Here is a 23,245-nt window from a genome sequence, read left to right as displayed (position 1 = left end):
ATGCTGAACTGACCATATTAAGGCAAATTAAATAGTAATTCAGCTTAATTTTAGCAATTTTGTATCAAAGGAGTTTTTTTATGTCAATTTCTGATACTCAGATTTTTATCGCCTTAGCCATTGCGCTAGTACCCGGTATTCTCGCTTTTCGTTTAGCTTCCGAATTATATAAATAAAATTTTATTAATTTGATTGAATCAAACTGTCAGGTATTGAAAACAGAAAAGAAGGGGAAAAGTTGAAAAAACAAGGGGCTTATGCCCCTTGTTTAATTTAGGTGTAAAATTGTAGAAACGTTATCATAAAAATATCGATGGTTAAATTACTATTTGTGTGCTTAGGAAATATTTGTCGCTCTCCTTCGGCTGAAAATATTATGCGCCATCTACTAGAAAAAGAAGGCTTAAACGATCAAATTATCCTAGATTCAGCAGGTACATCAAATTATCATATCGGGGCGAGACCTGACGCTAGAATGAGAGAATCGGCAAAAAAAAGAGGTATTGAATTATTAGGAAAATCAAGACAAATCGAAGATTTTGACCTCGAATATTATGATCTTATTTTAGCGATGGATAAGTCAAATTATCAAGATATTTTAGCTCTTGATCTTAAGAAAAAATATCATCATAAAATTAAGTTAATGTGCGCTTTTTGTCGTGAATATAATGATAAAGAAGTGCCTGATCCTTATTACGGTGGTGAGTCTGGCTTTGATTATGTGATTGATTTACTACTAGATGCTTGTCAAGGATTACTTGATCATATTAAGGATAATTATTCTATAAATTAAAAATTCAAAAGGGCAACAGGTAAATTTAAAGATAATTTGGCATAGCGTTAAATTTACTTTCGTCTTAAAAAGCAATTTTTTCAACCTTTTATTATTCGATAAAAGTTATTTAAGTTGTCATTTAATAATTATCTTTTCCCTTTTTTATGTTCACTTTTTCTTACCTAAACTAATAATTTACATATTCAAAGTAAGAGAGCCAAATGGTTATAATCATATAAAAAGAAAGAAGAAAATATTGATTATGACTACCACCGCAGATGAAGTTTGGAAACTACTAGCAGAATTGACTAAAGCACAACAAGAGACAGAAAGACGTTTTCAAGAGACAGAAAGACGTTTTCGGGAAACAGAAAGGGTTTTAAAAGAGGCATCCTTAGAAACAAGTCAACAAATCAAACAAGTTAACCGACAACTGGGCATCTTAGGTAATCGATTGGGGGAGTATGTGGAGTGGCAAGTGCGCCCTTCGGCGGTGAAATTATTTAGAGAAAGGGGCATTGATGTTCATGAATTACATTCTGATATTTCAGTGAAACGGGTGGAAGGCGGTTTAGAAATTGATTTGTTGGTAGTTAATAATACGGAAGTAGTTTTGGTGGAAATAAAAAGCAAGTTAAATCAAAGAGATATTGATGAACATTTAGAGCGTTTAAGTAAGTTTAAAAGATTTATGCCTCGCTATCAAGATGTGAAGGCTTATGGGGCGGTGGGCGCTATGGTGGTAAAAGATGAAGTGGCTAATTATGCTACTCAAAATGGCTTATTTGTTTTGGCACAAAATGGTGAAAATATCACTATTACTAACAGTGAAAATTTTGAGCCTCACATTTGGTAAATCGGTGCGTAAATACTAAATTATCAATTGTCAATTGTCCATTGGGTGTTTAGCAATTCCCCAGCGCACGAGGTTTTTTTCTAAGACTCGGATAAAATTAGCATCTTTGAGATAAATTTGGCGTTTGCCACTGGGATATAATTTTTCTGGGGTGGTTTGAGAAGGTAAGAGAAAACTAAAAGCCTGTTTAAATTCTGCTGGGGTAGCGGTGAAGGGCGCTTCAAAATGGGCGGGAATTACTTGTTTAAAATTCCATTTTGTCACAGCATTAACCCAATCCATGACTTTTTTGGGTGCTTGTGGTAAGATTAGGCTTTCGAGGATGGGCGCTACTAATAAGCGGTTACTGATGGCAAGGAATGAGGTTTGCCATTGGGGTTGCCACCGAAAGGGATATAACCCAAAGTAGTTTTTGCGACTGCGATCGGGCGCTTTGATGGCATCTTGCCACAGTTGTTTAATGCTGAGAGTTTCAATCATGCTAGGACGAAAATAGAGGGCAAATAGGCAGATTCTCTGCCATCCTTTGAGGCGATTATATTCATTATCTGGTAATTGATCCAGCGCCCTCTCCCGTGCATGAAACAGTAACGGAAAGGGGTCTAATTGGACGATTTCGGGGGGTTTTTCGGGAACATAGATAACGGTATCGGTAACTAATAAAGTCTGGCTAGAGGGGTGATACATGGCTACTTCGGCAAATGAACCTTGAGTTAAATCGATGTCTAAAATCTGATATTCAAAATCATCGGCGAAGGGCGCCCTCCGCCAATCCAGAGGTAATAGTTTTGTTCTATTAGTCGGAAAACCTACCCAACTGAGGGGAAGGCGCAGGGGAAAAGTCCACTGACTCGGCACACAATAAATCTCAGCGTGGGGAAAACAGCGCGCGAAGGGTGGTACAAATATTTTATGTTCTAATCCTGAACTGGTGGAGTGAATAATATATTTGATCTTACCGTGCTTATTTTCTAATTCCCTGACCATAGTAACGCATTGGGCGGTGGGCGCTAGGGGACAATAGACCAATAATCCTCCCCCCTTGAGTTTAACTACCGTCATGCGGATAGATACCACCGCATATAATAAGCCATGGGGTTGCTCAAAAGTCCACATTTGATCCTTAATCACCTCTGTTTGAATGGTAGGGCGATTTTGATAAGGATAGATCGGTAGAAGAAACCACCAGCGCCAATTTTGTTCTCGATTTTTGCTCACCGTGCCGACAATTAGTAACAATTATTTAGCATATCTTGAAAATAGCGTAAATTTATGTTTTAAGGTTGGAATTATTTTTTGTCTCTTTCCATTAAATAGACCTCTCCAATAATTGCTAAACCCAGCGCCCTCCACCTTTCCTGTTACCCTTCCTTCATTACGCCCCTCTCCTGTGGGAGCAGGGCGTTTTCATTCTCAAAAATCTCAGTTTCTAAAATTAGCTAATAGTCTCAAATTCAGAAGTTTTTAACTACTAATAAATCAATTAATACTAAAAAATCTCCCTTTCTCCCTTGCTTCCTCTGCTTCCCGTGCTAAACAAATCCATTTTGATGCCGACTTTGAAAACACCCTGCTGTGGGAGAGGGGGTGGGGCTTATGTGATAAAATAAATGGGTTAGGAGTAGCGGTAACTACTCCCAGAATAAACAAATAACTAATAAAATCTTATCATGAGTACGGTAACTGATAACGACTTGAGGGAGTTAAAAGATTTAATTAACTCTAAATTTGAGCAGATTAACTCCAAATTTGAACAGATTAACTCTAAATTTGAACAGGTAAACGAAAAGATTGAAACTCGCTATCAGCTACTCGACAGTAAGCTAAATGATATTAAAATTGAAATCGCTACCATCAAGGAAGGACAAAACGGGTTGGGAAAAAGATTAGACAATCTCGACTTTATCGCTAGGAGTGTGATCGGGGGTATAATCCTAGCACTATTGATCGGGTTAACTAAACTTCTTTACCCTGATTTAATCGGTTAAGTAAAAAGCGCCCTCCACCCACACAAAAAAAGTCTCCCCTTCTCAAGCAGGGGATTTTCAAAGTCAGGATCAAAATTGATTTGTTTTTGACAAGAAGACAGGTTGACAGGGAGACAGGAGGATTTTTTACTATTAATTGATTTATTAGTAGTTAAAAACCTCTGAATTTCAGATTATTGGCTAGTTTGAGAAACTAACATTTTTGAGAATGAAAACGCCCTGCTTCTCAAGGGGAGATTTAGAGGGGTTAATCCAAAGCGAGATGTAGGACAGTTTCTGATACGTTTATGCAGAATAAAACGGCATATACCGTAATAAACTGCAATAGCATTTGAGTAAAATACTCAAAAGGAGGTATCCCTCAAAGCCTTAAAAAATATTTTTAAGACACTTATGTTATCTGATTTAACAGACTGCTTCACCCACGGAAGCGTTAATAGTATTACTATCCTATTTTTGTAAGGTACTTCCCCAAAAGGGGCAACCAAAATCTCCCTTTATCGTACATCAAATATTACTTTTCTGAAACCGAAATCGAATACTTTCACAAACTTTTTATTTATTTGTCCTTTTATGTCATTTTAGATCCGTTTATATAGAAAATCTAAGATTTAGTAAATCTCCCCTCTCCTGCGGGAGAGGGGTTGGGGGTGAGGGTTTTGTGAAAGCTAAAAACTAATTTTCATTTGATTTCCCTGGGTTTCCGTCTGTTTCTCAGCGCCCTTCAACACCTCCAACACTAATCGAATATCAAGGCGCTTTTGTTCCTCAATAATTTCCCTCACCGTCACTATATTGATCTTATCCATAGAACTACTCATAAACTTACTTTGATATATTCCCGCTTCCTTTGCTGTTTTAATCATTGCCTTAGTAGGTTCATTCAGCGTAATAAAAACCCCAATACTAGCATCATTAAGGGTCATTGTACCTTGTAAATCCCGAATATCCCCCGATTTTACGTTACCTGATTTCACTTGGATAATGATTTTTTCTGGTTTATCCTTCCCACCATCAAAAAACGCCACCCCATCAATACCACGATCAGCGCCCTTCTTGTCATTGATAACCGCACGATTGTTAGTATAAGTTAGCACCGCCCATTTTTCAAACTCTTTTCTAGTGCGATCATCTTTTTTCAGCGCTAACGCCTCTGCCGATGCCATATCTTTGGGAATACCATTGAGGGTAATATTATCCAAAACTCCCTTACCAAAGCTATCCTCAAGGCGCTTGAGTATTAAACTGATACTTTGATAGGTTATATCAATGCCTATCCATTGCCGATTCAATCTTTGCGCCACAGCAATAGTTGTGCCACAGCCACAAAAAGCATCTAATATCACATCTCCTTCATTGCTACTGGCTTTAATAATTCTCTCTAATAATGCCTCTGGTTTTTGTGTGGGATAACCTAATCTTTCTCTTGATTGTGAGTTTAAATAAGAAATTTCCCAAACATCTCTCATTGCTTTTTGTCTGCTAGTATCATCGGTATATTGTTGTTCGATCACTTTTCCTTTTTCCGCTTTTGATATTCTTTTTGCTTTGTGTTTAGATTTATATGAATAAGGTTCATATTGAATATTAAAAACAAATTCTTTTTTATCTTTTGTATAAAATAAAATCACATCGTGCATACATTGAAAATGTTTAGTTGCACCTGTCCATCTTTGATAACTCCAAATTATTTCATTTTGAAAATCACCACCTTGAGAGCAAAAAATAGCATCTAAAACTAATTTTAAATAATGAGAAGCGGTAGGATCACAATGAAGATAAAAACTGCCCGTAGGCTTCAAAACTCGGTGAATTTCCGTGATGCGTAGAGTCATATTCACCAGATAAGCAAACAAACTACCCTTACCCAAAACCGCTTCCAAGCCGCAGATTAAAGCGATAACTTGCTCAGTGAATTTACCATAATAATTTTCTTTAATTTCAGCTAAACCTTGATTAGCCAAATCATCCCAAGTCCAAGTATCAATAAAAGCCTGAGCTTGGGCGCGATCTTCCTTGCCAATGTTATTATAAATTTGGTTATAATTGCGCTTAGAATTAAAGGGCGGATCAATGTAACATAAATCTACAGTTTCATCCTTAATATGTCTGCGTAAAACATCTAAATTATCACCGTAAAATAATTGATTAGTCATCACAACTTCCCTGATTACTGTATTAATTATCTAACGAAACGAGAAAATAGACAATTATCTTCTTACCCCCCTCTCCTATGGGAGCAGGGCGTTTTCATTCTCAAAAATGTTAGTTTCTCAAACTAGCCAATAATCTGAAATTCAGAGGTTTTTAACTACTAATAAATCAATTAATAGTAAAAAATCCTCCTGTCTCCCTGAATCTCCCCCCTTTTTAAGGGGGGTTGGGGGGGATCATCCTTATATTGTCTTCTTGTCAAAAACAAATCAATTTTGATCCTGACTTTGAAAACACCCTGCTATGGGAGAGGGGTTAGGAGCAGGGCTATTTCATTCTCAAAACTTCTATAAGTTTATCTAATGATTAGGAAAAATAGTATTGAGACATTGATCACATTCTTGTCAGGGCGAACGCATACTAAAAATTTGTGAGACACTAACAAAGTTAGTTTTTGTCCTGAAATAATACATTGATGAGTTGTATGGTAAATCCTTGATCAGATTTGTGGAAGCATTTTGACCCAGTTGATGATCCTCGTGTCGATTATTTGATTGAACACCAACTTCGAGATATTATTATTCTCACAATTTTAGCAGTTATTTGTGGTGCAGACACTTGGGTAGAAATTGAAGAATATGGACGTTCTAAACAATCATGGTTAGAGACTTTTTTATCATTGCCCCATGGCATTCCTTCTCATGATACTATTGCTCGTGTTTTTGCTCGTTTATGTCCTCAGCAATTACAAGAATGTTTTTTGAGTTGGATTGAAGCTGTAGCTAAAATTACACATGGTGAGGTCATCGCTATTGATGGTAAAACATTGCGTCATTCTTATGACTCGGCTCACAATCAAAAAGCCATACATATGGTTAGTGCTTGGGCTACTGAAAATAATTTGGTACTAGCACAAGTAAAAGTAGATGAGAAGTCCAATGAAATTACGGCGATTCCTAAATTATTAGAGGTTTTGGATTTAAAGGGTTGTATCGTAACTATTGATGCCATGGGAACACAAAAGAAAATTGCCGAAACCATCATTGCGAAAGAGGCGGATTATATTTTAAGTTTAAAGGGAAACCAGGGAAATATTTGTGAAGATGTTCAACAACTATTTGACTGGGGGTTAAAAACGATTTTGAAAATATAGACCATGAATCATGGAAAACCGTTGAAAAAGGACATGGCAGAATTGAAATTAGTCGTTATTGGCTGATGAATGATGTGGAATATCTAATTGATAGTGAAAAATGGCGAGGACTAAAAAGCATCGGTGTGGTGGAGTCAGAAAGAAGAATCAAGGGAAAAGAAACAACCATTGAAAGAAGATATTATTTAACCAGCCTTAAGGAAGGAGTAAAACAATTTGCTCAAGGAGTAAGGAGTCATTGGGGCGGAGAGAATCAATTACATTGGTGTTTAGATGTGGCATTGAGAGAAGACCATAGTAGAATTAGACAGGGCAATAGTGCAGAAAATATGGCTTTAATTCGTCATCTAGCTCTGAATTTGCTGAATAAAGAAAAAGAGTATGGAAGAGGAAAAAAAGCACAACCACTAAAAGCAGGGTGGGATAAAAGATATCTGCTCAAAATTTTATCTTCCTGAGTATGCCTTTGCCCTAGACATACCCTCACCTTTGTAATATAAGTTTATTACAAAAAATAAGGGCAGATCACAGAAATCTACCCTTGTGGAAATATATTAAATTTTTCTTATCAAAATTATCCCATAGGGTGGAATAAAAGATCGGGGAAAAAGCGGTTAAATTCGATTAATAAACCAGCCGTAAATACCAATAATGCAGTAATTAAGACGGGCGCTGTGGACAAGAAAACAGGTAAACCTTTCATCAAAAAATCTCCTAACAAGTATGAATTTTAAACAGAAATTAACGAGGGGAAATAGGAATTTCCGAATCTTTGGCAGTTAATTTACCAGAGGTTAGTTCACCAAAGGCTTGGAGAGGCCAAGTAAAACCAAATAACATTTTATTAATTGCTAAAGGTACATCGATGATAATTTCTTTCATTTCTGCATCTTTATCACCCCTGATGGCGATTAAGTAAGAACGTCCTACCCAACCAATCCAACCAGCTACATAGAGAAATAGTAAACCGGGGATCACAAAATCACCGGCATGATTTAATCTGCCATCTACGACTAAATGAGGATAGCCTTCAGGTCCACAAAGTGCTTCTGCATATCTGGCAGCGCGCTTCGCCCCAGATTCAGGATCATTGGTGGTATTACGGAAGTTTTTGGCTTTGGCTTGATAAGCGGCAGACTCACTACAGGGAGTAAGATGAGATAAATCTGCTTGTGCAGGGGCGCTGAAATTACCCCAGAGGGTCAAAGATACTGTAAATGCTAATACGAGACTTAATATTTTACCCATAAAAATTGTTTCCTTTGTGCTGATGAAACAACAACTTATTGTTACAAAATTGTTACAAATTTGAAGCATGATATTAGCTTCAAATGCAATATTACAGCGATTAGGCAAATACAGTAAAGTAATAAGAAGAAAGTTTATTATTCTTAACAAATTCAGTTCATAATGGCGATTATTTTAGGTATTGAAAGTAGTTGCGATGATACTAGCGTGGCGATTGTTAATGATCGGCAAGTTTTAAGTAACGTAGTGGCATCTCAAATTAACTTACATGAAAATTTTGGGGGGGTTGTACCAGAATTAGCCTCCCGTCAGCATCTGGAAATGATTAACTATTGTATTACTGAAGCGTTACAACAAGCTAATTTAACATGGTTAGAAGTGGAAGGGATCGCTTGTACTGTAGCGCCCGGCTTAGTCGGTTCTTTGATGGTGGGCGCTACGGCAGGAAAAACCCTTGCGATGGTTCATAATAAGCCATTTTTAGGGGTTCACCATTTGGAAGGTCATATTTACGCTTCTTATCTCAGCGCCCCTCACCTTAACCCTCCTTTCCTCTGTTTATTAGTTTCCGGAGGTCATACTAGCTTAATTCATGTCAAAGATTGTGGTAACTATGAAAATATCGGTGCTACCCGTGATGATGCCGTAGGGGAAGCCTTTGATAAAGTGGCACGATTACTTAACCTTGGTTATCCGGGAGGTCCTGTTATTGATAAATTGGCAAAACAAGGCAATGCTCAAGCCTTTAAATTGCCAGAAGGGCGCGTTTCTTTACCTAATAATCAAGGCTTTCACCCCTATGATTCCAGCTTTAGCGGTTTAAAAACGGCTGTGTTACGATTAGTTAAGCAACTGGAGAAGTCGGAGGGAAAAGATAATTTACCCATTGCTGATTTATGTGCGAGTTTTCAAAAAACTGTTGCTCAAGCCTTGACAAAAAGAGCTATTCGTGCGTGTCTTGATTTAGGTTTAGACACCATTGCCGTAGGGGGAGGAGTAGCGGCTAACAGTGGTTTACGGGAAGAATTACAGCACCATTGTGCGCAACATAATTTAGCTGTTTATTTTCCCCCGTTGAAATATTGTACTGACAATGCCGCCATGATTGCTTGTGCGGGCGCCGATCATTTTAGCCGTCAGCAACGCTCTTCTCTCACTTTAGAAGTATCATCGAGGATGAATCTGGAGAAAGTTAATGAGCTTTATTTCTTCATAGCTTAGGAAGACAATGGATAATTATAAAGTTTTACTATTTCCGTGTAGTAAATGTCATATCAAATCCGCTTGATCAGCCGAAGGCTGCCGCTGCGCGATCACTTAGAAATTAGTAATATCAATGTCTTAGTTCAATTTATTGAACGAAATAGTATTAGCCGTGTAATTCATTACACGGTGGGATGTAAACAGTTTGCCATTATCCATTACCCTTCGCCGTAGTTTGTAGAAATTTCATAATACCTTGCTTCTCAATTAACCCTAAAACACTACCGTCTTCCCTGATAACTGTTAATTCAGTTTGTTTTTGTTGTTCTAATATTTTGGCTACTTCTAACAGGGTAACGTTATGGTGAACGGTTTTAACATCTTCAGTGGATTTCATTAAATCCTTAACCAGGGTTTCATTCCAAAGATGAGTAGAAGTTGACTTCAAATCTTCAATATCCATTACTCCCGATAAAATACCGTTATCATCAGTGACTAAAAACTTGCGCCAAGGTTGCTTCCCGATAATATAATTATTAGCAAATTCTCTCAAAGTTAAGCTATCTTTAACTACTGGACTTTCTGGAGTAAGAGCATCTTCTGCTGTATAGTGGTTTAAACGATCTTCTAACTGTGCTGATTGGGCTGCATTTCCAGCATTTTGTAACAAAAACCAACCAATAAATACAGTCCAAAAATTACCAAAAGGAATCACGCCTAAAGTGCCTAAAGCGCCCACCACCACAGCACTCCAGCCAAAAAATTGACCAAAACGACTGGCAAAAATAACACCTTTTTGAGGATTTCCCGTAACTTTCCAGACAATGGCTTTTAAGACATTACCACCATCAAGGGGTAAACCCGGAATCATGTTAAATAATGCCAAAATCAAATTAATGTAAGCTAATAAAGATACCACTAACGATAAAGCAACTGGTAAAGGAGTAGTTACTTGAATAGCGGTAAATAAACCGAATAGAATTATACTAACTAAAGGTCCAGCAATGGCAACAAAAAAAGCGCCCGCAGGAGTTTTTGACTCTCTTTCTAAAGATGCTAAACCACCGAAAATAAATAAAGTGATGGATTTTACTTCTATTCCCTGAGAAATTGCCACGAAACTATGCCCTAATTCGTGCGCTAATACTGAAGCGAATAACAGTAGGGATGCCATTAAACCCACTACCCAAGGGAAAATTCCTGATAGACTTGTACTATATGCTAATTGTCCCCCATAGGTGAGTGTCATTAAACCTAATACTAAAAACCATGAGGGATTGATATAGAAGGGAATACCAAATAAGTTGCCTACCCTGATGTTACCGTTCATAATTCTTTATGCTCCTGAAAAATTCCTTTTGTTAGTTATATTTTAAAAGATTATTTTTGATAACTATTAACGGTAATTGCTCTATTTTGGTGTGGATTTCTTTTCTGTCTCATTAAAACTAAGCTAAGACGGATATAATATCAGGTTCGGATAATTAGTTATAAATAGATTGCATCTTCGCAATTTACCCACCGTGTAATGAATTACACGGAACCAACAGTTTTTCGTTCAATAAATTGAACTAAAATATTGATATTACTGAATTGTAAGTGATCGCGCAGCGGCAGCCTTCGGCTGATCAAATGGACTTGATCTAACTTAACTTGCCTTATGACTTAAACGCTCACCTATTGCCTACTTTCAGCTAACGACTTAAATTCACGCCTACCTAAATAATAGCGCCCCCACAACTAGAGCCACTCCCTGCGGTGCATCCATAACAATGATTGGGAGTTTGAATTGTTTTAATTATATCAAGATTATTCTCTTTTAAGATTGTTTCTAAAGTGATTTTTTCTCTTTTTTCATTAAGAGAATTAACTCCTGTCACTTGATTAAAGTCACAATCATAAATATTTCCTAAATAATCCACCGATAACTGATTTTTACACATTAAAAATGGTAATGTTGCTGAGTTAAAGTTATCTTCTAAAAATTCTAAATAACTATCGGTTAAATTATGTTTATCTAAATAAAACTTTGTTCTACCAATAGGTAAATTAGTGATAGTTAATAGTTGGTTAAATTTAATACCAAAATTATCCAGTAAATATTTTTTATAATCTTTTTCTAGTTGTTGTTGATTCGGTGTTAACCTGAAATTTTTATCTTTCGGTAATGGTGGATTATAAACTAAATCAATTACCAAATCTTTTTTGCTACCATAGCCAAGTTTGTTTAAAGTTTGGAGGGCGCTGATAGAATCATGATAAACACCTTTTCCTCTCTGTTTATCTACATTATCCTCCAAGTAACAAGGTAAAGAAGCCACTACTCTCACTTTATTTTTAGCAAAAAATTGCGGTAAATCTTCATAACTATTAGCATAAAAAATAGTTAAATTTGACCTAACAATAACTTCCTTATTTTTTTTGTTCGCTAGAATGACAATCTCTCTAAAACCATTGTGCATTTCCGGCGCCCCCCCCGTCAAATCCACCGTTTGAATTTGTGGAAATTTATCAATTATCGCTAATAATTGATTAACCACTTTATCGCTTAAATCTTCTGTTCTTATGGGCGATGCTTCCACATGACAATGACTACAACTAAGATTACATTTACGCCCTAAATTAATTTGTAATACTGTTATCTTATCTTTTTTTAATTGCTTTACTTTGTTCTTAAAATTAGTTACTTTTTTTTCAGTTAAAATCATTCTTTTTATTTGCTTGAGATATTACTCCCCTCTCCTATGGGAGAGGGGTTGGGGGTGAGGGTAAATTTTTTATGGCAGAGGGGGTGAGGGTAAACCTGCGATATTAACAACAAGAAGGTTTACTCTCGATTTTATTATCAATATAATAATTTCCTTTCGTTTCTTGAGGACTTCTTAAAGCTGCTTTTTTCTGCCCCCTTCTGTTAGTTTGACAATTAAAATCAGTAGCATTTTCTAAAGGTATTTCTTGTAAAGGAGAGACAGGAATTATACTATTTTGATAAGGGCTATTTTCCTCAGTTAAAATATTAAAAGTTTTATCACAAACCGCCATTCTTTCCCCCCGATAAAACACATGACCATCATCATCTTCTACCTTACGCCAAGGACCTTTATAAATTACCGCTTGATTTCTTTCCTTGCATTCTCCCTCTTTACCTTTATAAGCCCTAACAGTTAAAGATCGAAATTCAATACCATTAATTACCTGCCAAGGAGTGTCTTGACGATCAATAATTTCTATACCATAAAAACCAGCATCAGCAAACATTTTCAAAAATAAATCTTCCCGAAAAGCGCCCGCCAAACAACCACTCCATAGATCAGGATCATTCATCATTTCTTGGGGGATATTTTCATCAGAAACTATATCAGAAATAACTGCCCGACCACCTTTTTTTAAGACTCGATAAATTTCGTTAAAAAGTTGTCTTTTATCATCTGATTTAACCAAATTTAAAACACAATTAGAAACGACCACATCAATAGAATTATCATTAATTAAAGGCTCATTTTCACGCCAAAAAGCGCCCATCCCCTCAAACTCTCTTAACTGGTCTAAATTAGCAATAGTATGATTAGATAAATATTCTTCAACTTTGGCTAAAGGTAACTTTAAATCTTGAATTTTACCCTTGACAAACTGCACATTATGGTATCCTAATTGATCAGCAATTTGATCTTGATATTTACGGGCAAGATTAAGCATTTCATCATTAAAATCAACACCGATTACTTGACCAGTAGCGCCCACCTTTTGAGCTATGATATAGCAGTTTTTTCCAGCGCCCGATCCCAAATCAAGGACAATTTCACCCGGATTAACGTAGCGAGTGGGATCACCACAACCATAATCTTTGGCGATAATTTCATCAGGGATAATCTGGAGATATTGATCATCATATTGAGTTGGACAACATAAACTAGGTTGAGGCTGTTTAGCGCCCTCCTCATATCTCTTGATTACCGAAGTTTCTACATCGTATCCCATACAATCTCACCTATAATGAACTAGCAATAATTTATAGTTTAAGTGAATATCGCTTAATTTAATCTTAAATTAACCTGACAAAGCTATCAGAATCAACGATGAATAAAACACAATTTCTCGATCACGTTACCCCACTAATTCTAACTTACAACGAAGAAGCGAATATCCAGCGCACTTTGCAACGTCTAACATGGGCAAAAGAAATTGTGATTATTGATAGTTACAGTAACGATAAAACCTTAGAAATTATTGCCCAATATCCTCAATGTCGGGTTATTCAGCGCACCTTTGACACCCATGCCCAACAGTGGAATTTTGGCTTAGATGAAGTAAAAACCGAATGGGTATTAACTCTTGATGCTGATTATATTCTCAGTGAAGAATTATTAACTGAATTAAAATCTTTTAGCCCATCATCCTCTGACAACGGTTACAGTGTGGGTTTTAAATACTGTGTATTTGGGCATCCTTTACGCAAAGATAACTTAACCCCTCGCATCGTCTTATTTAAAAACGGTGAAGGGCGCTATATTGATGATGGTCACACTCAAATTTTGCAACTACAGGGAGAGTATGGCACACTAAAATCAATCATATATCATGATGACCGCAAGTCAGTCGGGCGCTGGTTGTGGGCGCAGGATAGATATTTAAACCTAGAAACAGAGAAATTAAGGCAAACATCAAGCACTGAATTAGATTTAAGGGATAAAATTCGTCAACGTAAAGTAATAGCGCCCTTCATCATCTTTTTTTATTGTCTGTTTTATAAACAATTAATTTTTGACGGTTGGCGCGGTTTATATTACACATTTCAGCGCACCTTTGTAGAGTTATTACTATCAATTAAATTGATGGAATATGATTTGAAACAAAAGTAGTTGTATGTAACTTCGGGTTTTTTTGTATTTATATTTGATTATACTTATCTCCAATTTCTACAATCTTTTCTCCCTGTTTAAATAACTCCAAAGCGGAAACAAACGTTTCAGCAAAAATGATTTTTAAACTGCGATTAGTTACGTTACCACAAGTAACCCATAAAATTTGAGGAGGAGAATTAAAACGATTAATTAACTCTAAAAAATCTCTATCCTTCGTAATTATGATAACTTCTTCTGATTTTGCTTTTTCAAAAATTTCTCTATCTTCGGCATCTCTTAAACCCAAATCCCTCAGAGAAAAAGCCTCTACCAAGAAAGTTTCTTTTAGCCAATCAGCTAACTGTGGTGGTAATTGTGCATCAATCCAAAACTTCATGCCGTCAATCGTGGAATATTAGTATATTGTAGAGCAAAAATAAGACAGGCTTGAATGTCTTGCAATTCCAAATCAGGAAAATCTGTTAAAATTTCGTCATTTTCTATATTTAAAGCTAACATTTCTAAAATATCAGAAACTCTAATTCTCATGCCTCGAATGCAAGGTTTACCGCCACATTGTTGAGGATTAAACGTTATCCTATTCAATAATTCTTGTTTATTACTAATCATTCTTATTTTTCTTCTTAAATAAATTCATGATTGCTCAATAATCGATTACAAAACTTTAGCATTACACTCTAAATAATTGTCTCATTAAGCGCTAACTGTTGCATTTTTTTGAGAATATTAAGAAAACCATTGGCGCGAGAAGGAGTTAAACTAGCTTGTAATCCAGTTTCGGCGATAAAATCAGGATTGAGATTAATAATTTCTTGGGGAGTAGCGCCATTTAAACCTTCAATTAAAAAAGCCACTAAACCTTTCACTAATTGCGCGTCAGAATCCCCTTGATAATAAATGTTACCTTCCTTCATTTCCGCAGTAACATAAACTTGAGAGACACAACCACTGACTTTATTTTCTGGGGTTTTAGCTTCTTCGGGAAGGGGAGTTAATTTTTTGGCATACCAAAGTAACTGTTCGTATTTTTGTTTGGGATTATCTCTACGTTTAAATTTGTCAACAATTTTGGCTAATTTTTCGGGTTGAGATGTAGAATTTAAAGACATTGTAATGGATTTGTAAATTGGTGAGAACTTTTTACGACACTTTCTAGTCTAGGATAGAAGACAGCAAAAAAACAGGTGAACGATCATGAAAAGTAAAGTTTTTTCCCTTTTTATCACTTCCACAGTGTTAAGTGTGGGAGTAATAATCAGCGCCCTTCCCCTTTTTGCTATACCCATGCAAGAAATTACTGGTAAAACAGGCGGAAAAGTTAACAGTGGCGATTGCGGTTATATTTCGTCACAACCCAATCATATTATTAATTTATCTCAAAAGTCTTACAAACTCAATGTGCGACTTCAAGCCTCTGGGGGAAAACCTACTCTTTTGATTATAGGTCCAAAAAGTAATGATCGTTTTTGTATTTTAGGGGATGTGGGCGCTGGAAAATTACCAGAAATGAAGGGCGTTTGGACGGCTGGGCAGTATAAAATATATGTAGGGGAGGCGGAGGGCGCTGAATTTCCTTTTACCCTCACCATAACTGATAAATAACGGATCATTGACAATTGATAATTAACTGATGTTACGCAAAATATAGAATTAATTGTTGGTGTCAGGTATTAGGTATTAGGTTAAAGAATTGACAAGAAACTTATGTTTATTGATCTTTTTGTTGTACAAGAGTCTATGGAGGGAAGGGTTTTAAACCTGAAACCTGCTACCTGAAACCTCCCTTAACGTAACATTTGAATCAGTGCGTAACGTCAGTAATTAATTATCTTCCCTTTTGCCTCTTGCCCTACTAACACCCAAGATGCTTTTTCAGCAAACCCTAACTAATTATCCGAACTTGACATAACATGGAATTTAAAAATTTAGGCATAGTATTAGTAACGGTAGCCTCAGAAGAAGAAGCCCATAAAGTTTCATCAGCACTAATTGAAGATAATTTGGCGGCTTGTGTTAATTTTTATCCTGTCACCTCCGTTTATAAATGGCAAGAGAAATTATGCTGTGATGAAGAGTGGCAATTAACCATCAAGACTGATTTAAGTAAATTTAGCGCCCTTGCCGCTAAAATTAGAGAAATACATAGTTATGAAGTCCCAGAAATCATTGCCTTACCCATCGTTAATGGTTCGATGGCTTATTTGCAGTGGTTAAAAAATTCCGTACAAACGACCCAAGAAGGTTAAAATATTGACTAACTTCTAAATTTTTAATGGGTAAATATGACAGGTGAAGACTTACATCGGTTAATTTTTGATAAATGGGGCTATTCTTATGATGTACAGGTGTTAAAAATTAAAGACCGTATTTATTTTCAAGTCATGTGGAAGTATCTACAACAAAACTCTTTTCCCCTTAGCGAAACAGAATATTATGCCCATCTAGAACAAATCACTACTTATCTTAACGCTTGGGGAGTAGTGGCACAAGTGGAAACAGGTATCCTCGAAAGCAAAAATAGACCCCGTTTAGGCAAAGCAATTAGTATTAACTTAGATTTGGGAGATCGTGTTTCTGAGTGGATTTTATAATAAATAAACAAAACTTTATGCCCAGCGCCCGTCACCCTTTACTGATAATCTTCACTTTAGCCAATCTAGGGTTAATTAATATCACTAATGCCAACGCTCAATTACCACCGCCTAGAGTGTATCAACCTTTACCAATTATTTTAGGAGAAACTGTTGAGGATAAACTCTCTAACCAAGACATTCCCACTGGGGATGGGGGATTTGCGAGGGATTACGCTGTTAACCTGAAAGAAAAAGACCGAATCTTAATTGAGATAATTTCAGATCAATTTGATACTATTGTAATTTTAATGACAGAAGATGGTCAAACTGTAGCTGAAAATGACGATGCACCTGACGGCTCAACTAATTCCCTTTTATTTACTACCATTACCACTGAGGGAAAATATATCATTAGGGTGCGCTCTTTTGCTCTTACCGGAGGAGGTGACTTTACTATCCGAGTGGCAAAAATGCAGGAAATTGGCGTCACCCCATAAAATCATTAGCCAGTTTGCCTTTGAGTCATTAAATGAGCATGGGCAAAAGGCAATAATTAAGATTTTGAGCTACTAAAAAATTAGGTAACAATGGGAGTTAAATGCGTCTTAGCTTATCCTAGTCTTACTATCCTGATTAATTGTATAATCAATGATGCTGATCCTTTTTTCAACTTTACCCCAACTTTCACAACTCCCTACCGAATAAGGGAAATTTTTACACAAATATTATCAATGAGGTATTTTATATGACTCTTTCCATTTCCAGATTTCCCGATGATGCTGATAAAATTAACTGGGTAAATTGTCAAAAGACAGTTAACAACAGTAGTATATGGTTTTTTAGTCTTCTTGCTTTGGGTAGTTTCAGTAATGTGGTTTTTACTTGTGCCTTGCCTCTAGTGGGTTTTGGTGCGTTAGCATCCACCAGTCTTTCTAAGAGCAAAGCCATCATCACAATTTTATTGATGTGGTTAGTCAATCAAGTAATTGGTTTTACCATGCGCGATTATCCTTTAGATTTTAGTACCTTTGCCTGGGGAGTCGTAATTTTATTGGGGGGATTATTAGCCACTATGTTTGGTTTATTTCGATTTGAGCGATATAGTAGTAGTTTCCGTCAGTATCTTATTTCTATATTTGCCTCTCTCATGATTGGTTACATCGCTTATCAAGCCATGATTTGGGTGGGGGGCGCTGTTTTAGGTGGTTTACACGGTTTTAATCTTGCTGTATTGTGGCAAGTTTTCTCTGTTAATGCTTTATGGACTATAGCATTAATGGTAGTTCATAATGTTTTAATTGCTCAAAAATTAAAGTTTTCTTCCTCTGTCAAAAAAATTAGCTAAACTGAACCATCATGGAGAGTTTAAAACCCTTTCACTCTATTTCGGGCTTCTAGCCCGATTCTTGGCGATGTAAGATAAAGTTATTGCGGAATAGGTTTTTTACAAAATTTAGCCTTTATTTAATCAGGGTTTCACATACGCAGATATTTAACTCACAACAAGTCGAATATAACCGAGAATTAAGTTAGCTAACCTATTCAATTATCCATTATCCATTAAGACACCATGTCCATCGAAAAACTACAACCAGCGAGTAAAGGAGATACTTTAATGTATCAGCCTTATTACGGAAAAGATCAGCATGAAACTTTACCTTATGCCCTAAGTCTCTATCAACAAGGCTATTTAGAGGGGGAAAGAGTAATTGAGGGGAATCAAAGTATTCCTTTTGTGGCGATTTGGTATGTTTCCCGTTTACCATCAGAATTAACTCGTTGTCGCTTACAATTCGATGGTAGTGCTGATTTGAATTATGAAATTAATTTATCTAATTCTCAATTTGTACAATACTTAATTTTATTAATTAAAAATTTTAAAAAAAATCGACACGTTGATTTTTCGCAGCAATTTTACCGTAAACTATTACAATTTGAAGAAGAACCTGCCACCGCCGAAGCTAGTAAGTAGCTTAAATTGACAATTGACAATGGATAATTGACAATTATGAGGTTTGTTATTTAATAGACCCTAGTTAGAGTAACAGAAGAGAAGGATTCATCTTTGATGTACTAGGTGTCCACAAGTTTAAAACTTAATTTATTATATCGGAGCGGCGGGATTTGAACCCACGACCCCCACTACCCCAAAGTGGTGCGCTACCAAGCTGCGCTACGCCCCGTTGTTTTACAACAGTGAACTATTATAGCACTTACAATCACTTTTTGTCAAGGTTAGTAAGATTTTAAGCATTGAAGGGCGCTGAGTAATTCTGGGATAGCTTTTGCTTCCCAATAACCTTCAGCGCCCCTCCCTGTATGCAAAATAATTCTTACGGAAAAATGATGACAATAACCATCAGCACCTAACCACATCAAAGGGGTTTCTACTTCACAGGAAATAGTTTCTTCTGCCATGAGGTATTCTGTCATGGCTGACATACTATCAGAAAGCTGGGGTAAAAGACGACAAAAATCAGTCATTTCTGCTTTAGTCAATTCTAGCGCCCATGTATCAGAGCCGATCAAAGCCGGGTAAAGACGATCATCTTCTCGCCATCCTAAGCGCCATCCTTGACCTTTTTTGAGCAAAATCTACCCCCTGAAAATTATTCTTCTTCGGAATTGCTATCTGCTTCGGTTACTTCCTCTACGGTGGTTTCCTCGCTACTTTCGGGTGCTTCAGTAGGGGTGACGGGCGCTGTCGGAGGTGCAACCGCTTCTGGTGCTTCAGGAACATCTTTTTCCTCAAATTCTAAACCTTTTTCATGTTTAGTAGTCAAGTAACGAATTACTTCCTCACTTAGACGCATATCTCGTTCGACGGGCGCTACTTGTGTACCATCCCCTGTAAAGTAACATAAGATATAAACACCATCTTGAAAACGGTTAATTTCATAAGCTAAACGGCGTTTACCCCAAACTTCCATGGATACTTTGTCGGCACCAAACTGCTTGAGTAAATCACGATATTTGCGCATTTGTTGGTTTACTTGCTCTTGACTTAAATCAGGGCGCAAAATAAACATTAATTCATAGGTTACAGTCATTCTCTTAAAAATCTCCTTGTGGACAAAAAATGGCTTCCTTTACTTAAAGAAGCAAGGTTAATTACTGCCAAATTCTATATTATAGCAGTTTTCTATGGAAGATGGATAATTAATAATTGAGCAAAAGGCAAAGGAAATTATCAATTCATAAGTCCTATTTGCTGAATAAATCAAAACCACCTAACTAGGAATTAGGGGTTAGTTAACTCATTACCCATTACTCACTATCCACTGCCCACTATCCACTTCCCACTTCTCTTAACGACACCACTTTTTCAGCAAAGCCTAATTCATATTTTGAACTTGGCAGAGAGGAGCAAATTTGCTAAGATATAAGACTGTGATCAAAAACCATTATGGCTTTCGTTTATGAAAAACCCTGCTCTACGACAAGAAAAACGCTACGAACCAGCGCCCGTCATCCCATTAAAACAAGAAGGTTCTCTGCTAGAATGGCTAGAAAGTAATAATCGAATCATTTACCGAGAAGAAAAAGAAGAAAAAGTCATCCTCTTACCAGCTTCAGAAGATGAAGAAATTTCAGAATTGATTGACGGGGAAGACGATGACTTTGATGCTGATTTAGACGATGATTTAGATGACGATGAAGATTTAATCTAAATAACTGATGTTACGCAAAAATAGAATTAATTGTTGGTGTCGGGTGTCGCGGTGTTAGGTTAAAGAATTGACAAGAAACTTATGTTTATTGATCTTTTTCTTGTACAAGAGTCTATTTAGGGAAGGGTTTTAAACCTGAAACCTGCTACCTGAAACCTCCCTTAACTTAACATTTGAATCAGTGCGTAACGTCAGTTAAATAAGCCTTCATCATTGCTTGAGTGCCTTCTTGTAAACCTTGCCCGTCATTTAATTCACCAGCTTTTTGGAATAATTGACGGGCTAATTTTGTGCCTAAAGAGGAAACGTCATCTCCCGAAATTTCTGCTACTAGACGTAAATCTTTCAAAATATGTTGAATCATAAAACCGGGTTGATAATCTTCGGCAATGATTTTCGGGGCAAGATTACTTAACGCCCATGAAGCGGCTGCACCAGTGCCACAAACATCCACCACCAACTGGGGGTTAATATTTTGTGTTTTTGCCAGTTGTAACGCTTCACAAATGCCCACCATATATAACGATACTAACACTTGATTACACAATTTGACAGCTTGTCCGCTTCCTGTGTCGCCACAATAAACGATATTTTTGCCCACTGCTTGAAAATAGGGTAAACATTGCTGAAAATCTGTTTCTTTTCCTCCCACCATAACAGTTAAAGTGCCATTTTGTGCGCCAATATCACCCCCAGAAATGGGCGCATCGAGAAACCTAAAACCTTTCTCTTGTAAACCTTGGGCGATATTTTTCGCTCCTTGGGAGCCAATGGTGCTAAAATCAACGATTAAACTTTTGGCTGGGGCATTTTCCGTAATTCCCCCTCTATTAAATATAACTTCTTCCACATCCGGCACGTCTCCTAAGCAGGTAAAAATTATTTCTGCATCCGCCACGGCTTCGGCAATGGTTGCTGTGACGGTGATTCCTTTTTCCTTTACTAACTGGGTTGAAGGGCGCTTTTCCGTGCGATTCCATGCTTTGATATTGTAACCATTTTTAGCTAAATTGATGGTCATAGGGGCGCCCATCACCCCTAAACCTAAAAAGGCAATTTGATTTTTATTCATCTTCAATTAATTATCATAATTTTATGGTGATTATAGGTTAGTTTGCATTTAAGTTGCTAGGTAGGGTTTGCTGAAAAAGTATTTTGGTGAGGGGAGAGAATTTAGAATGTAGCATTTTTGATAGGGAAGAAAAAATACGGTATTTTTAGAGAAAAAAGTCAATATATCAAGTCTGTTTGACCACTTATAAATTAATTAAAGATAATCTTAGTTCAATTTATTGAACGATTGGGCTATTAGCCGTGTAATTCATTACACGGTGGGTAAATTGCGAAGATACAATCTTTAAAAGTAGTTTTTGCTTGGGGATATTTTGCCCTAATAAAATTATTATGACGAGAATTTTTAACCACAGCAATATTATAATTGTTGAGAGATTGATTAGGATTAAGGTTAGAAGTATTAGATACTAAAAATTTATTACCCGTAACAAAAAAAGGTACAGAAAAAGCAACTTTATCTTGTTGACTATCAATCACATTTGTACCACATTCAAAATGAACTTGATTATTTTTAACTAAATTAAAATTACTGGTACTACTAACAGGAAAATGAGAAATATTAAGCTCAAAATCAAGGTTTAATTTCTCTTGTAAATAAGTAGTAAATTCTCTGGTTAAAAAGCCACAATATCCCCCCCAGCGCCCTTCACCATCCACAAAACCAAAAGGAGGGGTATTTTGAGGAAAAGCTACCTTTAACACCCCCTTTGACTTAATATCGTCAATAATAGATTGACTTTGACTATCAGGAGGATTTAAACGAGGGGGAATAATTGCCACAGGGGGATTTTTGCCATAACTAGCGGTTAAATCCTCCGCCGACAAATTACTAAGTTGATTAACTGCTAAACTTTCCTTGTCTAAAGACTTGGTATATTGTCTTAATTGTGCATTAATTTCTCCTGTGTTGGCAAAATTTTCTAAACTACTAATATCAAGGGAAAAACTCAAGGGCGTGTAAGTCATTTCGATAGTTTCAGCGCCCTTCACCGGATTAAATATACCGAAGAAGATAGAAAAAAATACTCCTAAGAAAAGTTTAGACCACATAATAATTTAATGTTAAGAATAATTTTAGGTATTGGTATTTATATAGTAGTCTTAAATAATTCATCATAAATCAATTATTACAGATAACTATTTTATCATCTATCCTTGTGGTAATAGATTTTCTAATTTATTCCTTAATAACTTTTCTCCTGATATACCGCTATAAAATAGTAATTCTGTTAAAGTATTAAGTGCAATGTCTTTGATTTTATCAGAGGGTAAATTTAGTTTAAATTTTTCGTAATTTTCCACTGATTCTTTAAAGTTTTCTATATAATCTTTTATAGTGCCATAATATTCTTGATCTGACTGCAAAGTTTCGATTTGTTCCCACAAAGAAACTACTCTATAAAGTAATTCTTGATTTTTTTTTAAAAGTTTAATCACATTATCAACGACAAAATTTAAGTCAGTTTTATTCTGAGGAATTACATTTAATCTTGTCTCTATTTCTAGTGATAATATACCTAGATAAATTAATGATAAATTATACTCTAATGGAGATGGGGTAGAGGGCGCTGGATTTTCATTCATCATTTGATTTTAAAATAGTATTTTGAAGGTAATTATAGTTTTGACTATTTTACCTTTTCTCTCAACAAGAATTTAAACCCCTTGCCTTACGAATTATAATAAAT

28 protein-coding genes, 1 tRNA gene and 1 pseudogene are annotated in these 23,245 nt (G+C 36.2%); 14 read left to right on the top strand and 16 right to left on the bottom strand.

The genetic code is table 11. The features are described 5' to 3' along the window. Positions 1-80 precede the first annotated feature (80 nt). From psaM to IGQ45_02020, 3 genes are all read left to right on the top strand, one after another. The gene (gene psaM / locus IGQ45_02030) at positions 81-176 is read left to right on the top strand and encodes a photosystem I reaction center subunit XII (GenBank protein ID MBF2056003.1); all 96 of its coding nucleotides are present in this window, start codon (positions 81-83) and stop codon (positions 174-176) included. A 137-nt stretch (positions 177-313) separates the two neighbouring features. Continuing rightward, positions 314-793 carry a low molecular weight phosphotyrosine protein phosphatase gene (locus IGQ45_02025; protein MBF2056002.1) on the top strand — a complete coding sequence of 160 codons (480 nt, stop codon included), beginning with the start codon at positions 314-316 and terminating at the stop codon, positions 791-793. A 244-nt stretch (positions 794-1,037) separates the two neighbouring features. Continuing rightward, positions 1,038-1,631 (top strand): hypothetical protein, encoded by a 594-nt coding sequence (locus tag IGQ45_02020; protein MBF2056001.1) that lies wholly within the window; start codon positions 1,038-1,040, stop codon positions 1,629-1,631. Between the two features lie 30 nt (positions 1,632-1,661). Here the strand turns inward: IGQ45_02020 and IGQ45_02015 are convergent, their stop codons facing one another. Beyond that, positions 1,662-2,849: a DUF4336 domain-containing protein gene (locus tag IGQ45_02015; protein MBF2056000.1), complete on the bottom strand. Its 1,188-nt coding sequence runs from the start codon at positions 2,847-2,849 to the stop codon at positions 1,662-1,664. 452 nt (positions 2,850-3,301) lie between these two features. Here IGQ45_02015 and IGQ45_02010 point away from each other — a divergent pair, with 452 nt between their 5' ends. Next, complete coding sequence (locus tag IGQ45_02010; GenBank protein MBF2055999.1) at positions 3,302-3,619, top strand: hypothetical protein; 318 nt, start codon at positions 3,302-3,304, stop codon at positions 3,617-3,619. Between the two features lie 668 nt (positions 3,620-4,287). Here the strand turns inward: IGQ45_02010 and IGQ45_02005 are convergent. After that, on the bottom strand, positions 4,288-5,775 hold the full coding sequence (locus IGQ45_02005) for a restriction endonuclease (protein ID MBF2055998.1): 1,488 nt from the start codon (positions 5,773-5,775) through the stop codon (positions 4,288-4,290). Between the two features lie 503 nt (positions 5,776-6,278). Here IGQ45_02005 and IGQ45_02000 point away from each other — a divergent pair. After that, positions 6,279-7,384 (top strand): annotated as a pseudogene (locus IGQ45_02000) (ISAs1 family transposase). A 116-nt stretch (positions 7,385-7,500) separates the two neighbouring features. Here the strand turns inward: IGQ45_02000 and IGQ45_01995 are convergent. Continuing rightward, positions 7,501-7,629 (bottom strand): photosystem I reaction center subunit IX, encoded by a 129-nt coding sequence (locus IGQ45_01995; GenBank protein ID MBF2055997.1) that lies wholly within the window; start codon positions 7,627-7,629, stop codon positions 7,501-7,503. Positions 7,630-7,667: 38 nt separating this feature from the next. Continuing rightward, a complete protein-coding gene (locus tag IGQ45_01990; GenBank protein MBF2055996.1) occupies positions 7,668-8,174 on the bottom strand; it encodes a Photosystem I reaction center subunit III in 507 nt (168 codons plus the stop codon). A 162-nt stretch (positions 8,175-8,336) separates the two neighbouring features. Here IGQ45_01990 and tsaD point away from each other — a divergent pair, with 162 nt between their 5' ends. Next, positions 8,337-9,395, top strand: a complete 1,059-nt coding sequence (gene tsaD, locus IGQ45_01985) for a tRNA (adenosine(37)-N6)-threonylcarbamoyltransferase complex transferase subunit TsaD (GenBank protein MBF2055995.1) — start codon at positions 8,337-8,339, stop codon at positions 9,393-9,395. Between the two features lie 193 nt (positions 9,396-9,588). Here the strand turns inward: tsaD and IGQ45_01980 are convergent, their stop codons facing one another. From IGQ45_01980 to IGQ45_01970, 3 genes are all read right to left on the bottom strand, one after another. After that, positions 9,589-10,707 carry a site-2 protease family protein gene (locus tag IGQ45_01980; protein ID MBF2055994.1) on the bottom strand — a complete coding sequence of 373 codons (1,119 nt, stop codon included), beginning with the start codon at positions 10,705-10,707 and terminating at the stop codon, positions 9,589-9,591. Positions 10,708-11,095: 388 nt separating this feature from the next. Further along, positions 11,096-12,085, bottom strand: coding sequence for an arsenosugar biosynthesis radical SAM protein ArsS (gene arsS, locus IGQ45_01975; protein ID MBF2055993.1), 990 nt, complete (start codon positions 12,083-12,085; stop codon positions 11,096-11,098). A gap of 103 nt (positions 12,086-12,188) precedes the next feature. Next, positions 12,189-13,355 (bottom strand): methyltransferase domain-containing protein, encoded by a 1,167-nt coding sequence (locus tag IGQ45_01970; GenBank protein MBF2055992.1) that lies wholly within the window; start codon positions 13,353-13,355, stop codon positions 12,189-12,191. Between the two features lie 98 nt (positions 13,356-13,453). Between IGQ45_01970 and IGQ45_01965 the strand changes: the two genes are divergently transcribed. After that, entirely contained in the window at positions 13,454-14,236 is a 783-nt protein-coding gene (locus tag IGQ45_01965; protein ID MBF2055991.1) for a glycosyltransferase family 2 protein, read from the top strand. A 28-nt stretch (positions 14,237-14,264) separates the two neighbouring features. On the opposite strand, the gene IGQ45_01960 is transcribed toward IGQ45_01965, so the two are convergent. From IGQ45_01960 to IGQ45_01950, 3 genes are all read right to left on the bottom strand, one after another. Further along, positions 14,265-14,615, bottom strand: a complete 351-nt coding sequence (locus tag IGQ45_01960) for a DUF5615 family PIN-like protein (GenBank protein MBF2055990.1) — start codon at positions 14,613-14,615, stop codon at positions 14,265-14,267. Further along, positions 14,612-14,845, bottom strand: coding sequence for a DUF433 domain-containing protein (locus IGQ45_01955; GenBank protein MBF2055989.1), 234 nt, complete (start codon positions 14,843-14,845; stop codon positions 14,612-14,614). The genes IGQ45_01960 and IGQ45_01955 overlap by 4 nt, the downstream gene beginning before the upstream one ends. A 71-nt stretch (positions 14,846-14,916) precedes the next feature. Next, positions 14,917-15,348, bottom strand: coding sequence for a SufE family protein (locus tag IGQ45_01950; GenBank protein MBF2055988.1), 432 nt, complete (start codon positions 15,346-15,348; stop codon positions 14,917-14,919). 85 nt (positions 15,349-15,433) lie between these two features. On the opposite strand from IGQ45_01950, the gene IGQ45_01945 reads away from it, so the two are divergent. The 6 genes from IGQ45_01945 to IGQ45_01920 all read left to right on the top strand — a co-directional run bounded on the left by IGQ45_01945 (position 15,434) and on the right by IGQ45_01920 (position 18,784). Continuing rightward, the gene (locus IGQ45_01945) at positions 15,434-15,841 is read left to right on the top strand and encodes a hypothetical protein (protein ID MBF2055987.1); all 408 of its coding nucleotides are present in this window, start codon (positions 15,434-15,436) and stop codon (positions 15,839-15,841) included. Positions 15,842-16,149: 308 nt separating this feature from the next. Then, positions 16,150-16,485, top strand: coding sequence for a divalent-cation tolerance protein CutA (locus tag IGQ45_01940; GenBank protein ID MBF2055986.1), 336 nt, complete (start codon positions 16,150-16,152; stop codon positions 16,483-16,485). 36 nt (positions 16,486-16,521) lie between these two features. Continuing rightward, positions 16,522-16,830, top strand: a complete 309-nt coding sequence (locus IGQ45_01935) for a DUF3067 family protein (GenBank protein ID MBF2055985.1) — start codon at positions 16,522-16,524, stop codon at positions 16,828-16,830. A 116-nt stretch (positions 16,831-16,946) separates the two neighbouring features. Continuing rightward, the gene (locus IGQ45_01930; protein ID MBF2055984.1) at positions 16,947-17,309 is read left to right on the top strand and encodes a PPC domain-containing protein; all 363 of its coding nucleotides are present in this window, start codon (positions 16,947-16,949) and stop codon (positions 17,307-17,309) included. A gap of 248 nt (positions 17,310-17,557) precedes the next feature. Beyond that, positions 17,558-18,157 (top strand): hypothetical protein, encoded by a 600-nt coding sequence (locus IGQ45_01925; GenBank protein ID MBF2055983.1) that lies wholly within the window; start codon positions 17,558-17,560, stop codon positions 18,155-18,157. 225 nt (positions 18,158-18,382) lie between these two features. Then, entirely contained in the window at positions 18,383-18,784 is a 402-nt protein-coding gene (locus tag IGQ45_01920) for a hypothetical protein (protein MBF2055982.1), read from the top strand. Positions 18,785-18,921: 137 nt separating this feature from the next. Here the strand turns inward: IGQ45_01920 and IGQ45_01915 are convergent. The 3 genes from IGQ45_01915 to IGQ45_01905 all read right to left on the bottom strand — a co-directional run bounded on the left by IGQ45_01915 (position 18,922) and on the right by IGQ45_01905 (position 19,862). Further along, positions 18,922-18,995, bottom strand: a tRNA-Pro gene (locus tag IGQ45_01915). A 52-nt stretch (positions 18,996-19,047) separates the two neighbouring features. Continuing rightward, a complete protein-coding gene (locus tag IGQ45_01910) occupies positions 19,048-19,404 on the bottom strand; it encodes a DUF1818 family protein (protein MBF2055981.1) in 357 nt (118 codons plus the stop codon). 17 nt (positions 19,405-19,421) lie between these two features. After that, positions 19,422-19,862 carry a 30S ribosomal protein S6 gene (locus IGQ45_01905; GenBank protein MBF2055980.1) on the bottom strand — a complete coding sequence of 147 codons (441 nt, stop codon included), beginning with the start codon at positions 19,860-19,862 and terminating at the stop codon, positions 19,422-19,424. 369 nt (positions 19,863-20,231) lie between these two features. On the opposite strand from IGQ45_01905, the gene IGQ45_01900 reads away from it, so the two are divergent. Continuing rightward, positions 20,232-20,483 carry a DUF3134 domain-containing protein gene (locus tag IGQ45_01900; protein MBF2055979.1) on the top strand — a complete coding sequence of 84 codons (252 nt, stop codon included), beginning with the start codon at positions 20,232-20,234 and terminating at the stop codon, positions 20,481-20,483. A gap of 178 nt (positions 20,484-20,661) precedes the next feature. Here IGQ45_01900 and IGQ45_01895 read toward each other — a convergent pair whose 3' ends face one another. From IGQ45_01895 to IGQ45_01885, 3 genes are all read right to left on the bottom strand, one after another. Continuing rightward, positions 20,662-21,555, bottom strand: a complete 894-nt coding sequence (locus tag IGQ45_01895; protein ID MBF2055978.1) for an NAD(P)-dependent oxidoreductase — start codon at positions 21,553-21,555, stop codon at positions 20,662-20,664. 236 nt (positions 21,556-21,791) lie between these two features. After that, a complete protein-coding gene (locus tag IGQ45_01890; protein MBF2055977.1) occupies positions 21,792-22,607 on the bottom strand; it encodes a transporter substrate-binding domain-containing protein in 816 nt (271 codons plus the stop codon). A gap of 99 nt (positions 22,608-22,706) precedes the next feature. Further along, on the bottom strand, positions 22,707-23,144 hold the full coding sequence (locus IGQ45_01885) for a DUF3038 domain-containing protein (protein MBF2055976.1): 438 nt from the start codon (positions 23,142-23,144) through the stop codon (positions 22,707-22,709). Positions 23,145-23,245 lie beyond the last annotated feature (101 nt).

It is taken from the genome of Cyanobacterium sp. T60_A2020_053, from assembly GCA_015272165.1.
In the GTDB taxonomy this organism is placed as follows: Bacteria; Cyanobacteriota; Cyanobacteriia; order Cyanobacteriales; family Cyanobacteriaceae; genus Cyanobacterium.
This window is presented reverse-complemented; position numbering and strand designations above follow the sequence as displayed.

Coding starts and splice junctions, on each gene's coding strand:
- IGQ45_01895 (MBF2055978.1), bottom strand. CDS start 21,555: ATGAATAAAAATCAAATTGCCTTTTTAGGTTTAGGGGTGATGGGCGCC.
- IGQ45_01995 (MBF2055997.1), bottom strand. CDS start 7,629: ATGAAAGGTTTACCTGTTTTCTTGTCCACAGCGCCCGTCTTAATTACT.
- IGQ45_01990 (MBF2055996.1), bottom strand. CDS start 8,174: ATGGGTAAAATATTAAGTCTCGTATTAGCATTTACAGTATCTTTGACC.
- psaM (MBF2056003.1), top strand. CDS start 81: ATGTCAATTTCTGATACTCAGATTTTTATCGCCTTAGCCATTGCGCTA.
- arsS (MBF2055993.1), bottom strand. CDS start 12,085: ATGATTTTAACTGAAAAAAAAGTAACTAATTTTAAGAACAAAGTAAAG.
- IGQ45_01940 (MBF2055986.1), top strand. CDS start 16,150: ATGGAATTTAAAAATTTAGGCATAGTATTAGTAACGGTAGCCTCAGAA.
- IGQ45_01925 (MBF2055983.1), top strand. CDS start 17,558: ATGACTCTTTCCATTTCCAGATTTCCCGATGATGCTGATAAAATTAAC.
- IGQ45_01885 (MBF2055976.1), bottom strand. CDS start 23,144: ATGATGAATGAAAATCCAGCGCCCTCTACCCCATCTCCATTAGAGTAT.
- IGQ45_01920 (MBF2055982.1), top strand. CDS start 18,383: ATGTCCATCGAAAAACTACAACCAGCGAGTAAAGGAGATACTTTAATG.
- IGQ45_01935 (MBF2055985.1), top strand. CDS start 16,522: ATGACAGGTGAAGACTTACATCGGTTAATTTTTGATAAATGGGGCTAT.
- IGQ45_01980 (MBF2055994.1), bottom strand. CDS start 10,707: ATGAACGGTAACATCAGGGTAGGCAACTTATTTGGTATTCCCTTCTAT.
- IGQ45_02020 (MBF2056001.1), top strand. CDS start 1,038: ATGACTACCACCGCAGATGAAGTTTGGAAACTACTAGCAGAATTGACT.
- tsaD (MBF2055995.1), top strand. CDS start 8,337: ATGGCGATTATTTTAGGTATTGAAAGTAGTTGCGATGATACTAGCGTG.
- IGQ45_01900 (MBF2055979.1), top strand. CDS start 20,232: ATGAAAAACCCTGCTCTACGACAAGAAAAACGCTACGAACCAGCGCCC.
- IGQ45_02010 (MBF2055999.1), top strand. CDS start 3,302: ATGAGTACGGTAACTGATAACGACTTGAGGGAGTTAAAAGATTTAATT.
- IGQ45_01970 (MBF2055992.1), bottom strand. CDS start 13,355: ATGGGATACGATGTAGAAACTTCGGTAATCAAGAGATATGAGGAGGGC.
- IGQ45_01965 (MBF2055991.1), top strand. CDS start 13,454: ATGAATAAAACACAATTTCTCGATCACGTTACCCCACTAATTCTAACT.
- IGQ45_01960 (MBF2055990.1), bottom strand. CDS start 14,615: ATGAAGTTTTGGATTGATGCACAATTACCACCACAGTTAGCTGATTGG.
- IGQ45_01945 (MBF2055987.1), top strand. CDS start 15,434: ATGAAAAGTAAAGTTTTTTCCCTTTTTATCACTTCCACAGTGTTAAGT.
- IGQ45_01950 (MBF2055988.1), bottom strand. CDS start 15,348: ATGTCTTTAAATTCTACATCTCAACCCGAAAAATTAGCCAAAATTGTT.
- IGQ45_02005 (MBF2055998.1), bottom strand. CDS start 5,775: ATGACTAATCAATTATTTTACGGTGATAATTTAGATGTTTTACGCAGA.
- IGQ45_01890 (MBF2055977.1), bottom strand. CDS start 22,607: ATGTGGTCTAAACTTTTCTTAGGAGTATTTTTTTCTATCTTCTTCGGT.
- IGQ45_01905 (MBF2055980.1), bottom strand. CDS start 19,862: ATGACTGTAACCTATGAATTAATGTTTATTTTGCGCCCTGATTTAAGT.
- IGQ45_02025 (MBF2056002.1), top strand. CDS start 314: ATGGTTAAATTACTATTTGTGTGCTTAGGAAATATTTGTCGCTCTCCT.